Raw genomic sequence first — 13247 nt, forward strand, 5'->3', positions numbered from 1 at the left:
TATTCATGATATACTAGGTCAGTATTTTATAAATATAAAGGAGATTTTCATGGCTAAAAAAGGTGCCCTAACAGGTTTGCTTCTGTTTGGAATATTTTTTGGTGCGGGGAACTTGATTTTTCCGCCTTCTCTAGGTGCTCTATCTGGAGAACATTTTCTTCCTGCCATCGCAGGTTTTGTCTTTTCAGGTGTCGGTATCGCCGTCTTGACCCTTATTATTGGAACGCTAAATCCTAAAGGATATATCTACGAGATTTCTACAAAGATAGCGCCTTGGTTTGCGACTCTTTACCTCTCAGTTCTTTACTTGTCAATCGGTCCATTCTTTGCTATCCCACGTACTGCTACAACAGCTTACGAAGTAGGGATTAGCCCCCTTTTGTCGGATGCAAATAAAGGTCTTGGTTTGATTGTCTTTACGGTTCTGTATTTTGCAGCAGCCTATTTGATTTCGCTTAATCCATCAAAAATCTTAGACCGTATCGGCCGTATTTTAACGCCAGTTTTTGCGATTTTGATCGTTATCTTGGTTGTTCTGGGAGCTTTCAAATACGGTGGAACAAGTCCTCAAGTTGCTTCAGCCGCTTATCAAGCTTCTGCCTTTGGGACAGGTTTCCTAGAAGGATATAATACCTTGGATGCTCTTGCTTCAGTTGCCTTTAGCGTAATCGCAGTTCAAACCTTGAAACAACTTGGCTTCTCAAGTAAGAAAGAGTACATTTCGACTATTTGGGTTGTTGGTATCGTTGTAGCCCTTGCCTTCAGCGCTCTTTACATCGGCTTAGGTTTCCTTGGGAACCATTTCCCGGTACCAGCTGAGGCGATGAAGGGTGGAACACCAGGTGTTTACATCTTGTCACAAGCCACTCAAGAAATCTTTGGCTCAACAGCTCAACTCTTCCTTGCAGCTATGGTTACCGTAACCTGTTTCACAACAACAGTTGGTCTGATTGTGTCAACAGCTGAGTTCTTTAATGAAGGCTTCCCACAAATCAGCTACAAGGTTTATGCGACAGCCTTTACCTTGATTGGATTTGCCATTGCCAATTTGGGTCTTGATGCGATTATCAAGTACTCAATTCCAGTACTGGTTATCTTGTACCCAATCACCATTGCCATCGTTATGATTGTCATTGTCAACAAATTTGTGGCACTTTCAAAACCAGGTATGCAGTTGACAATTGCTATGGTTACAGCTATTGCCATTGCAAGCGTACTAGGAAGCTCGTTTAAGGTTGAGTTTCTTGCAAATCTTGTCAGCGCTCTTCCTTTTGCCAAGGCATCTCTCCCATGGTTAGTACCAGCCGTTGTCGGAATCTTGCTCTCATTGGTTCTGCCAAACAAGCAAGAAAGTGATGTTTTTGAAATGGAATAATCACTAATACTCTTCGAAAATCTCTTCAAACCGCGTCAACGTCGCCTTGTCGTATGTATAGGATACTGACTACGTCAGTTCCATCTACAACCTCAAAACAGTGTTTTGAGCAACCTGCGGCTAGTTTCCTAGTTTGCTCTTTGATTTTCATTGAGTATAAAATCACTTTTGTAGCCAAGTCTACAGGAGTGATTTTCTTTTTTTATCCGATGATAAATGTGTTATAATAGGTAGCAAAAGAGGTAAATAAATGAATCAAACAGTAGAATATATCAAAGAACTAACAGCTATTGCATCGCCAACAGGCTTCACTCGTGAGATTTCGGACTATTTGGTCAAGACTTTAGAAGATTTTGGTTACCAGCCGGCTCGCACAGCCAAGGGTGGTGTCAATGTGACCATCAAAGGTCAAAATGATGAACAACATCGCTATGTGACTGCCCATGTAGATACGCTGGGTGCTATTGTCCGTGCTGTCAAACCAGACGGCCGTCTCAAAATGGATCGTATCGGTGGTTTTCCTTGGAACATGATTGAAGGAGAAAACTGTACCGTTCATGTGGCTAGCACAGGTCAAAAGGTATCCGGAACCATCCTTATCCACCAAACTTCTTGCCATGTCTACAAGGATGCAGGAACTGCAGAACGCACGCAGGACAATATGGAAGTGCGTTTGGATGCAAAAGTGACCAATGAAAAAGAAACTCGTGCCTTGGGGATTGAGGTCGGTGATTTTATCAGCTTTGATCCACGAACTGTCGTGACAGAGACAGGGTTCATCAAGTCTCGTCATTTGGATGATAAGGTCAGCGCAGCGATTTTGCTTAACCTGCTTCGTATTTATAAGGAAGAGAAGATTGCATTGCCCGTAACAACTCATTTTGCTTTTTCAGTCTTTGAAGAAGTAGGCCATGGTGCTAACTCTAATATTCCTGATCAGGTAGTAGAATATCTGGCTGTGGATATGGGAGCTATGGGGGATGACCAGCAGACAGATGAGTACACAGTATCCATCTGTGTCAAGGATGCTTCAGGCCCGTATCACTATGACTTCCGTCAACACTTGGTTGCCTTGGCGAAAGAGCAAGATATTCCATTTAAGCTGGATATCTATCCATTTTATGGTTCGGATGCTTCAGCGGCTATGTCCGCAGGTGCAGAAGTCAAACACGCTCTGCTTGGTGCTGGTATTGAATCAAGTCACTCTTACGAACGAACACACATTGACTCGGTGGTTGCAACGGAGCGTATGGTTGATGCTTATCTTAAGAGTGGGTTGGTAGACTAATATGTGTCTGATTTGCCAGAGAATTGAGCTCATCAAGAAGGGAGAAAATCCCTACTTTGTCAAAGAGTTGGAAACAGGCTATGTGGTCATTGGAGATCACCAGTATTTTGCAGGCTATAGTCTCTTTCTAGCCAAGGAACACGTCACGGAATTGCACCATTTGAAAAAGGAAACAAGATTCCGTTTTCTCGAAGAAATGAGTCTAGTCCAAGAGGCGGTTGCCAAGGCCTTTGCTGCTGAGAAAATGAATATCGAACTGCTAGGAAATGGCGATGCCCATCTCCACTGGCACCTTTTCCCTAGACGAAGAGGTGATATGAATGGTCACGGTCTCAAGGGACGTGGTCCAGTCTGGTGGGTTCCCTTTGAAGAAATGACAGCAGAAACTTGCCAAGTAAAACCGGAAGAGATTAAAAGATTAGTCGAATGTTTATCGTCAGAAGTAGATAAACTATTAGAAATAAAGGAGTAGAAATGAAAAAAAGATACCTTGTCTTGACAGCTTTGCTAGCCTTGAGTCTAGCAGCTTGTTCACAAGAAAAAGCAAAAAATGAAGACGGAGAAGCTAAGACAGAACAGACAGCCAAAGCTGATGGAACAGTAGGAAGTAAGTCTCAAGGAGCTGCCCAGAAGAAAGCAGAAGTGGTTAATAAAGGTGACTACTACAGCATCCAAGGGAAATACGATGAAATCATCGTAGCCAACAAACACTATCCATTGTCTAAAGACTACAATCCGGGGGAAAATCCAACAGCCAAGGCTGAGTTAGTCAAACTCATCAAAGCCATGCAAGATGCAGGTTTCCCAATCAGTGACCATTACAGTGGCTTTAGAAGTTATGAAACTCAGACCAAGCTCTACCAAGATTATGTCAATCAAGACGGGAAAGCAGCAGCTGACCGTTACTCTGCCCGTCCTGGCTATAGCGAACACCAGACAGGCTTGGCCTTTGATGTGATTGGGACTGATGGTGATTTGGTAACAGAAGAAAAAGCAGCCCAATGGCTCTTGGACCATGCGGCTGATTATGGCTTTGTTGTCCGTTATCTCAAAGGCAAGGAAAAGGAAACAGGCTATATGGCTGAAGAATGGCACCTGCGTTATGTAGGAAAAGAAGCTAAAGAAATTGCTGAGAGTGGTCTCAGTTTGGAAGAATACTACGGCTTTGAAGGCGGAGATTATGTCGATTAAAAAATAAACTTTTCTCTTGCAATTCCAGATAAATAGTGTATAATAGATGGGTATGTGAAAAACATACTTGTGGGAGGTAAAAATCTCTAATTACCGCCAAAACCACAAAGGAGGATTTAAAAATGGCTAAAAAAGTCGAAAAACTTGTAAAATTGCAAATCCCTGCTGGTAAAGCTACACCAGCTCCACCGGTTGGACCTGCTCTTGGTCAAGCTGGTATCAACATCATGGGATTCACAAAAGAGTTCAACGCTCGTACAGCTGACCAAGCTGGTATGATCATTCCAGTTGTTATCTCAGTTTACGAAGATAAATCATTTACTTTCATCACTAAAACACCACCAGCTGCTGTTCTTTTGAAAAAAGCTGCAGGTGTTGAAAAAGGATCAGGTACACCTAACAAAACTAAAGTTGCTACAGTTACTCGTGCGCAAGTACAAGAAATTGCAGAAACTAAGATGCCAGATTTGAACGCAGCAAACGTAGAGTCTGCAATGCGTATGATCGAAGGTACTGCTCGTTCTATGGGATTCACTGTTGTTGACTAATCAATAACACCCCCAATATAACCCGCAAGACTTCATCATTTCGAGAAGTGACGTGGGAGATGAAAATCGATTGAACCACTTACAAGGAGAATAGAAAATGGCTAAAAAAAGCAAACAACTTCGTGCTGCTCTTGAGAAAATTGACAGCACAAAAGCATACAGCGTAGAAGAAGCTGTAGCACTTGCAAAAGAAACTAACTTTGCAAAATTTGACGCAACTGTAGAAGTTGCTTACAACTTGAACATCGACGTTAAAAAAGCTGACCAACAAATCCGTGGAGCAATGGTATTGCCAAACGGTACTGGTAAAACTTCACGCGTTCTTGTTTTCGCACGTGGTGCAAAAGCTGAAGAAGCAAAAGCTGCTGGTGCAGACTTTGTTGGTGAAGATGACCTTGTTGCTAAAATCAACGACGGTTGGTTGGACTTCGACGTAGTTATCGCTACACCTGACATGATGGCTCTTGTTGGACGTCTTGGACGTGTCCTTGGACCACGTAACTTGATGCCAAACCCTAAAACTGGTACTGTAACTATGGATGTTGCTAAAGCAGTTGAAGAGTCTAAAGGTGGTAAAATCACTTACCGTGCTGACCGTGCAGGTAACGTTCAAGCAATCATCGGTAAAGTATCATTTGAAGCTGAAAAATTGGTTGAAAACTTCAAAGCTTTCAACGAAACAATCCAAAAAGCAAAACCAGCTACAGCTAAAGGAACTTACGTAACAAACTTGACTATCACAACTACTCAAGGTGTTGGTATCAAAGTTGACGTAAACTCACTTTAATCAGTAGTTTATATCAGAGAACGAGTACGAAAGTGCTCGTTTTTTTGATTATGTGACTTTCATTCTAGGAAACTATTCCAGCCTAAGACAAGAAATCTGAAAGCGAAGGTGTTTATTTAAATAATAATAAGGATTTTGGTAGGCCTACCAGTCGTTTCAAGGCAAGGAATCTTAGATGATTTTTGAAAGTCATATTTCTTCATTAGACTTCCACAATCAGGGCAAGATGGGGCATCGTAGTCCAGTTTAGAGATTATTTCCTTATGTGTATCCATATTGATGATATCTACAATCTTGATGTGAGGGTCTTTAATGTCTAGTAATGTTGTGATAAAATGTAATTGTTCCATATGAATCTTTCTAATGAGTTGTTTTGTTGCTTTTCATTATAGATCTTATGGGACTTTTTTTCTACAACAAAATAGGCTCCATAATATCCATAGGGGATTTACCCACTACAAATAGTATAGAGCCTTTTAAAGACGGAGAGAAGTAATAGTGCTTCTCTTCATTTTTGTTGACAGTTTATTTCTGAAAAATTTTGAGAAAAGTGTGGTGGGAACTTTGGCTCAGCTTCTTTCAAATCAGTTAATTACTTAGTTACTTGATTTTCCATATCCATTCAATTGCATATCAATTCCTAGAATCTTTTAAAAAGTTTATGTATAATGGGAAGAGTTGTATGTTTTACTATAAATGAATACACTAATTTAAAAATGCAAAAAGAGGGGAATATGAATTTCAAAACTAGTGGAGAAGAAAGACAGAACTTCTCGTTAAGAAAATTGGCAGTTGGCCTTGTATCTGTAGCTGTTGCGTGTTTCTTTTTGATGGGAACTGCCCTACAAACTGTATCTGCCCAGGAATCTCATACCGTTAGCTATAATTACGTTTTAGAGTCGGATTTAACTGATGAAGAGAAGACTCTCTTGGTTACATCCCTACCACAAGTAGCGGAAGAAACAGACGCTACCTACTATCTGGTTTATCGAGCAAATCAAGTATTGCCCAATACGGGGACTAGCTCTCCATTAGGGACTGTTGCCTTGGTGGCAGGTCTTAGTTTATTGGTCGTAGTAGTTCTTAAGGGGCGTGATGGCAAGAGCAAGATTAGTCGATTCTTGTTAGTAAGCGGTCTAGGCAGTCAGTTGCTGTCTCCAACTGCTCTTGCTTTGACTAGCGAGACACTAGCTGCCTATAACACCCAACTATCGGTCCAGGCAGGAGATGCCTTGCCAGCTCCGGTTGATATTCCTGGTTATACTTATCTAGGATATGTGGAAAATAAGCCAGCTCTTTCTGTACCGATAACTAGCAAACCAGCAGAATCTACTGGAAAGGAAGAATTTAAATCAGAAAACATTCAATCTCAAGAAGTGGCTACTACTCATTCAGCAGCTTTGACTATTAGAACTGAATTTGTCAAGCAGTCAAATGACAGCAAGTCTAACATAAAAAATGAAGATAGCTCAGCAGTAACGACTGTGTATCCTAAAAATAAGGCTACTAGTCAGCAAGCGAAAGTTATTCAGAGTCAGGATAGTAAGGATAGTCATGCTGTAAAAGATGAGAAACCAGACCAAAAACAAGGACTGGATCCAGAATCTGTAACAAATTCAAGCCAAACTGGTGGGAATCAAGAACAGACAAATCCAGTCCAGCCAGCTCCGACAAGACCAAAAACAGAGGGAGAACAAGAGGGAACGCATTCTCATGTAGAGTCTCAGTCGCAAGAGAGTAATGGAACTGTAGTGCAAGCAAAGGGAACTCAAGAACCCGGTCACGAGGGCGAAGCCCTCGTTCAACCAGCGCAACCAGCGTACACAGATCCAATCAGCACTCAAGGTACACAAGAGTCAGGTCATGAAGGCGAGGCTCTAGTCCAAACAGAACCACCGACTTATACAGGTCCAATCAGTACCCAAGGTACACAAGAGTCAGGTCATGAAGGGGAGGCTCTAGTCCAAGCAGAACCACCGACTTATACAGACCCAATCAGCACTCAAGGTACACAAGAGCCAGATCATGAAGGCGAGGTTCTAGTCCAAGCAGAACCACCGACTTATACAGACCCAATCAGCACTCAAGGTACACAAGAGTCAGGTCATGAAGGCGAATCTCTAGTCCAAGCAGAACCACCGACTTATACAGAACCTATCAGCACTCAAGGTACGCAAGAGTTGGGGCACGAGGGAGAAGCACTGGTTCAACCAGCACAACCAGCGTACACAGGCCCAATCAGTACCCAAGGCACGCAAGAGCTAGGTCATGAAGGCGAGGCTCTAGTCCAAGCAGAACCACCGACTTATACAGGCCCCATCAGTACCCAAGGTACGCAAGAGTCAGGTCACGAGGGAGAAGCACTGGTTCAAGCAGAACCACCGACTTATACAGACCCAATCAGCACTCAAGGTACACAAGAGTCAGGTCATGAAGGGGAGGCTCTAGTCCAAGCAGAACCACCGACTTATACAGGCCCCATCAGTACCCAAGGCACGCAAGAGTCAGGTCACGAAGGTGAGGCTGCTGTAGCAGAGGCCCTCCCTGAACTGCCTTTGACAAGTAGTCATCGTACAGTAACAGAAACTATTCCTCATGAAACTGAAGAAATCGAAGATGCGACTATCTTAAAAAATCGCCGAGAAATTGCTCAGAAAGGGAAAGACGGTTTACGTACAATCGAGTATGAAGATTATCTCGTAGATGGTAAGGTAGAAGCTAGTAAGGAAATCTCACGTACAGAACTAGAGCCAACCAAAGAGATTGTCAAGGTTGGTAGTCTTGTTAAAACCAAACCAACAGTTGAAATCACTAATCTTGTTAAAGAGGAGAGCAAAAAAGCAGTAGCAGTCAACTATCACTTAGATGATCCAACGTCTGCTTTTGTTAAGGCTAAGGCCCAAATTTACCAAAATGGAACATTGGTCAAAGAGGTGAATTTGAAAGATCCATCAGTCCAGCAAACGATTGATGGCTTGGACTACTATACTCCTTATACAATTAAGACTTATCTAACCTATAATCTAGGTCAATCTGATCAGGAAAGTACAGAAGTATCGACGAAAGATTTTCAGTTAGACTATAAGAAAATTGAAATCAAAGATATAGATGAAGTCGGTCTCTATGGTAAGGAAGATGGTCACTACCGTCGTTATTTGAATTTATCAGAAATACCAAGTGATTTGTCCCCTTATTTTGTCAAAGTCAAATCAGACAAGATGAAGGAAATGCTGCTACCAGTTAGCTCTATTAAGGAAACAACTGACGGGAAATACAAGATAACCGTTGCCTTTAATGAACTAGTTCAAGAAGAAGGTTCAACATACAAGGATAACTATAGTTTCACAGTTGATAAGCAAAAACAGTCCAAGGATGGAGTTTATACTTCCTTCAAGAAACTGATTGCTGCCATGCAGGACAATCTCGCTGGAACCTTTAAACTTGGAACTGATATGACAGCTGATGAGGTTTCTTTAGCTAAGGGACAAACCAGCTATGTGACAGGAACTTTCACTGGTAATCTTATCGGTGCGAGTGATGGAAAACCGTTTGCGATTTATGACCTTAAAACAGCCTTGTTTGATAACTTGACCAAGGCTACTGTGAAAGATATTGATCTTAAAGCGGTAGCGATTAAGAGTCAAGAAGACACAGCCAGCCTAGCAAAATTGGCTACTAACAGCCAGATTAGTAATGTAGCTGTAGAAGGTCAATTGACAGGTAGCAAGTCAGTTGCAGGTTTGGTAGCCAAGGCTCAAGATACAGAAATAACCAATAGTTCCTTTACAGGTAGCATTCAGGCTAAACATGCGGATTCTTCTCCTTACTATGTGGGAGGTATAGCAGGACTCTTATCTGGTAATAAGGCTAAGATTGATAATGTAGCTGTTGATGCAAGTATTTCTAGCAATGCCCGCAACAATGACCAACTTGCTGGAGGTATTGTAGGGAAAGTTCAAGGTGGTGCTTTGGTCTCTCATGCGCTAGCAAATGGAACCATTCTCAATACGACAACCTACCCACGCGTCGGAGGTATAGCAGGTTCTACATGGCAAAATGGCCGTATCCATCATGTCGTTAGCATGGTCAATACTGGAGATGGCTATGCCATCACAGGAGACCAATATAAGGGAGCGGACATCGAAGACGCTAGCACTACCGTTGATAACAAGAAGGTAGATCTCTATGCGACCCCAATCACCCAAGATCAGGCTAGAGAAAAGGTTCAGTCATATGGTATGACAGTGACGCTAGACGATACAGGTCAAACACTCAAGCCCAATCAGCACAGTGTGGACTATACTCGGTTAAGCCAAGGCCAAGCTAGTCGAAAAGTTGCTTATCACAATATTGAGAAATTGATGCCTTTCTACAACAAAGAGTTAGTGGTTCACTATGGAAATCAAGTCGATCCTACTGATAAGCTCTACTCCACAGAGCTGCTGGATGTTGTACCAATGAAGAACAATGATATCATCACAGATATTCAGGCCAATAAAGCAGCTATCAATAAGCTTATGTTGCATTTTGCTGATAATACAATCAGCTATCTGGATGTCACCTACAAAGAAGATTTCAAAAATACACAGATTGCAGAATACAGCGTAGCAAGTAAAAACTTTATCTTTACACCGGAGGTCTTTTTATCTGACTATACGAAAGTGACCGATCAAGTTCTAGCAGATTTGCAAGGAGTCGAATATGACTCAGTAGCTATGAGAAGAGTTCTTGGCATTGAGGCAGATACTTCACTTGATCCGCTATATTTGGACAAAGAGTTTGAAAAAGTTAAGGCCAATATCGGTGAACATCTCCGGAAAGTGCTAGCCATGGACAAGTCTATCAATACGATGGGAGATAGTGTAGCAACCTACATCAGCGAAAAAATCGAGAATAACAAGGAAGCTTTCTTGCTTGGTTTGACCTACCTCAATCGCTGGTACAATATCAACTATGATCACATCAATACGAAGGATCTCAATACCTATAAGTTTGACTTTGATGGCAATAGCACAGCTTCAACCCTGGATACCATCATTGCCCTAGGTCAGAGTGGTATGGAAAATCTTAAGGCATCAAATAATCCAAGTGCCTATGAAACAACCCTGGCTGCTGCAAAAGGTCGCAAGACAGTGACTGATTTACTAGAGTCTTACAGAAAACTTTTCCTACCAACTAAAACAAATAATGAATGGTTGAAGACAAATACTAAGGCCTATATCGTAGAGAGTAAGTCGGCTATTCCAGAAGTGCGTACCAAACAAGAGTCAGCTACACCAGATAGTAACTATAGGCTGGGAGTCTATGACCGTATTACGGCACCAAGTTGGAAATTAAAAAATATGCTCCTACCGCTATTGACATTGCCAGAAGAGGATGTTTATGTGATTTCAAACCTTTCTACCTTGGCCTTTGGTGGCTACGAACGCTACCGTGACCGTGTCAATAATACAGTCTTATCCGGAGAAGAACTCCGTCAGTATGTTCGTGGTAAGGTAGACCAGTCAGCTGAATGGCAACGAGACCACTATGATATCTGGTATCATCTTCTTTCACCAGAATACAAAGAAAAACTCTTCCGTTCAGTTATGGTTTCAGATGGCTTTGGTATGAAAGATAGCAATAGCAAGTATTACTGGGCTACCCTGTCTGATAAGGCAATTGCTTCTATTTACAATTTCTTTGGACCTACTGGTAAGTGGTATGGGGAGAGTAAAGGCGCCGGAGCCTATGCCAATGGTTCAGAGGTTCACTATGTCAGCGACCGCTTGTTGGATAAGTACGGAACATCTGTCTATACCCATGAAATGGTTCATAATTCTGACGGACATATTTACTTTGAAGGAAAAGGTCGTCGTGAAGGATTGGGAGCAGAGTTGTATGCCTTAGGACTGTTGCAATCTGCTGACAACCTAGATAAGGATGCTATTGTCTTGAATACTCTCTATAAAGGGGATAAGGATTCCCTAACTCGCTTGCATACTTATGACCCGACAAGTCGCTTCACATCAGCTGCAGCCTTGCAAGAGTATGTTCACGGTATGTACGATGTCTTGTACACCTTGGATGCTATGGAAGCCAATGCCATTCTAACTAAGTCTAATGATGTTAAGAAAAAATGGTTTAGAAAAATAGAGAATTTCTACATTGAGGACAAGTACCATAAACAAACGCATGCTGGAAACTCTGTTCGCCCATTGACAGATGCTGAAGTAAGTAAGCTAACTAGTCTTGATGCCTTGATTGACAATGATATCATCAACCGTCGAGCTTACCGTGATAAGAGTGACTATACTCGTAATGGCTATCATCTTATCAACATGTTCTCACCGATTTATGCTGCCCTCAGCAATCCAAAGGGTGCGCCTGGTGACATCATGTTTAGAAAGACGGCCTATGAATTGTTAGCAGAAAAAGGTTACCAAGATGGGTTCTTACCATATGTATCCAACCAATATGCAGAAGAAGCTAAACGAAATGGTGATATCACCTATTCAGATTGGCACCGAAAAGATGTTGGCCTCATCACTGATAGCCTCGTCTTGAAAAATGTCTTTGACAACCAATACGCTTCATGGGCTGATTTCAAGAAGGATATGTTTCATCAACGTATTCGTAAGCAAGAACAGTTGAAACCAATTACCATTCAGTACGAACTTGGTGTGCCAAACAGTAGCAAGGAGATTACAATCCGTTCAGCTGCCCAAATGCAAGAACTGATCGATCAAGCAGTGGCAAAAGATGTGGCTAACATTGATCGTACGACAAGCCATGCTCCTGCAAGTTGGGTACACTTGTTAAAACAAAAAATCTACAATGCCTACCTACGTAGCACAGATGATTTCAGAGAATCGATTTACAAACAATAAGAAAACTCCCTCAAGCTATCCTGTCTAAGTCAGTCTATCTTGCAGATGGTCAGTCTTTGTGATAGCATAACATAAAGTCCTTTTGATGGGGAACTTGCTAGGAAATCCCCAAGCATTGTAACGGATGAACCACCCTCGCCTTTTTGTGAGGGTGGTTTTCCTTTGTAAGCAGAAAATAAGAGAGAAAGAGTCTATAGCATGTCGAGAATTGTCACCATTCATCCAGCCAAGGAAATCCATCGCTATGGCTTTGAGAGCCCCCAGGTCTATCGAGCACGTATCGCACGACATCTGGGTTTGGAATATGTTTACCTTGTATCGAGTCCTCAGCTTCGTCCTGATTGGAAGAAAGACTTGATTAAGTTAGGGTTTTTAGAAAAAGAACTGATTTTCGTCCCTCATATTTTTTCGGATATGGAGCAGGCGGACTATGGTCAGTCAAAGGCAGAAAATATCGTCCTAGCGGCTCACTATTCACTAGGGAAAGTGGCCCAAAGCTACCGCAAACTATTAGATAGAACTTATAGGATATTGGGAATTCTAGTCACCCTATTGCTCTACTTCTGCTTGGTTTCCTGAATTGCCTATCGGAAAAAAAGAAGAGAAGAGGCCTTAGCTCAGATTTATCCGGAGACTATGACACATCATTTTTAAGCAATGATAGTGCTTAAATTTGAAGGATTCGGCTAAGCATAGAAGTCGTTTCAAGGTAAAGAAACTTAGAAAGTTTTTGAAAGTCAGATTTCTTCATTTTCCATCCGCAATCAGGGAAAGATGGGGCGTCGTAGTCCAGTTTAGCAATGATTTCTTTATGTAAAACTCTATTAACAACATCCATCATTTTGATATTAGGGTCTTTAATGTCCAGTAATTTTGTGATAAAAAGTATTTGTTCCATTTGATTCTTTCTAATGAGTTGTTTAGTTGCTTTTCGTGATAGCTCCTATGGGGCTTTTTTTCTACAACAAAATAGGCTCTATAATCTCTATAGGGGATTTAGCTGCTATAAATATTATGGAGCCAAAAGTTGAAGACACTATGTCTTAACTTTTTTTGATTTCGAAACATCTCCTTATAAGGTAAATTTAAGTTACTGCTGTTATTCTTAGGGGCACGTGTTTCAATACAATACTCTTTAAGCGTATTTAAATTGGTTTTATACTAAAGCATTGATCATCGTTAATGAAAA

At 41.6% G+C, this 13247-nt stretch carries 8 protein-coding genes and 2 pseudogenes; 8 read left to right on the forward strand and 2 right to left on the reverse strand.

Annotated features, from left to right (window positions below):
- Positions 1 to 49 precede the first annotated feature (49 nt).
- The 6 genes from brnQ to rplA all read left to right on the forward strand — a co-directional run bounded on the left by brnQ (position 50) and on the right by rplA (position 5189).
- Positions 50 to 1375 carry a branched-chain amino acid transport system II carrier protein gene (gene brnQ, locus HT689_RS05210; protein WP_173280846.1) on the forward strand — a complete coding sequence of 442 codons (1326 nt, stop codon included), beginning with the start codon at positions 50 to 52 and terminating at the stop codon, positions 1373 to 1375.
- Between the two features lie 250 nt (positions 1376 to 1625).
- Positions 1626 to 2663 (forward strand): M42 family metallopeptidase, encoded by a 1038-nt coding sequence (locus HT689_RS05215; RefSeq protein WP_173227281.1) that lies wholly within the window; start codon positions 1626 to 1628, stop codon positions 2661 to 2663.
- 1 nt (position 2664) lies between these two features.
- Positions 2665 to 3135 (forward strand): HIT family protein, encoded by a 471-nt coding sequence (locus HT689_RS05220; RefSeq protein WP_173227283.1) that lies wholly within the window; start codon positions 2665 to 2667, stop codon positions 3133 to 3135.
- Between the two features lie 2 nt (positions 3136 to 3137).
- Complete coding sequence (gene ldcB / locus HT689_RS05225; protein WP_173227286.1) at positions 3138 to 3854, forward strand: LD-carboxypeptidase LdcB/DacB; 717 nt, start codon at positions 3138 to 3140, stop codon at positions 3852 to 3854.
- A 122-nt stretch (positions 3855 to 3976) separates the two neighbouring features.
- Positions 3977 to 4402, forward strand: a complete 426-nt coding sequence (gene rplK, locus HT689_RS05230) for a 50S ribosomal protein L11 (RefSeq protein ID WP_001085807.1) — start codon at positions 3977 to 3979, stop codon at positions 4400 to 4402.
- Positions 4403 to 4499: 97 nt separating this feature from the next.
- Entirely contained in the window at positions 4500 to 5189 is a 690-nt protein-coding gene (rplA, locus tag HT689_RS05235) for a 50S ribosomal protein L1 (protein ID WP_001085675.1), read from the forward strand.
- 125 nt (positions 5190 to 5314) lie between these two features.
- Here rplA and HT689_RS05240 read toward each other — a convergent pair.
- Positions 5315 to 5539 (reverse strand): annotated as a pseudogene (locus HT689_RS05240) (ISL3 family transposase); the annotation flags it as partial.
- 384 nt (positions 5540 to 5923) lie between these two features.
- On the opposite strand from HT689_RS05240, the gene HT689_RS05245 reads away from it, so the two are divergent.
- Together HT689_RS05245 and HT689_RS09735 are read left to right on the forward strand one after the other, a co-directional pair.
- Entirely contained in the window at positions 5924 to 12058 is a 6135-nt protein-coding gene (locus HT689_RS05245; protein ID WP_173280848.1) for a ZmpA/ZmpB/ZmpC family metallo-endopeptidase, read from the forward strand.
- 198 nt (positions 12059 to 12256) lie between these two features.
- On the forward strand, positions 12257 to 12637 hold the full coding sequence (locus HT689_RS09735; RefSeq protein ID WP_240146928.1) for a hypothetical protein: 381 nt from the start codon (positions 12257 to 12259) through the stop codon (positions 12635 to 12637).
- Between the two features lie 63 nt (positions 12638 to 12700).
- Here the strand turns inward: HT689_RS09735 and HT689_RS05255 are convergent.
- Positions 12701 to 12956, reverse strand: a pseudogene (locus HT689_RS05255) (ISL3 family transposase); the annotation flags it as partial.
- Positions 12957 to 13247 lie beyond the last annotated feature (291 nt).

The sequence above is a fragment of the Streptococcus sp. 2342 genome (assembly GCF_013276795.1).
Taxonomy (GTDB): Bacteria; Bacillota; Bacilli; order Lactobacillales; family Streptococcaceae; genus Streptococcus.

Bases quoted from the DNA above. Each gene is read 5' to 3' on its own strand.
- rplA (WP_001085675.1), top strand. From the start codon at position 4,500: ATGGCTAAAAAAAGCAAACAACTTCGTGCTGCTCTTGAGAAAATTGAC.
- brnQ (WP_173280846.1), top strand. From the start codon at position 50: ATGGCTAAAAAAGGTGCCCTAACAGGTTTGCTTCTGTTTGGAATATTT.
- HT689_RS09735 (WP_240146928.1), top strand. From the start codon at position 12,257: ATGTCGAGAATTGTCACCATTCATCCAGCCAAGGAAATCCATCGCTAT.
- HT689_RS05220 (WP_173227283.1), top strand. From the start codon at position 2,665: ATGTGTCTGATTTGCCAGAGAATTGAGCTCATCAAGAAGGGAGAAAAT.
- rplK (WP_001085807.1), top strand. From the start codon at position 3,977: ATGGCTAAAAAAGTCGAAAAACTTGTAAAATTGCAAATCCCTGCTGGT.
- HT689_RS05245 (WP_173280848.1), top strand. From the start codon at position 5,924: ATGAATTTCAAAACTAGTGGAGAAGAAAGACAGAACTTCTCGTTAAGA.
- ldcB (WP_173227286.1), top strand. From the start codon at position 3,138: ATGAAAAAAAGATACCTTGTCTTGACAGCTTTGCTAGCCTTGAGTCTA.
- HT689_RS05215 (WP_173227281.1), top strand. From the start codon at position 1,626: ATGAATCAAACAGTAGAATATATCAAAGAACTAACAGCTATTGCATCG.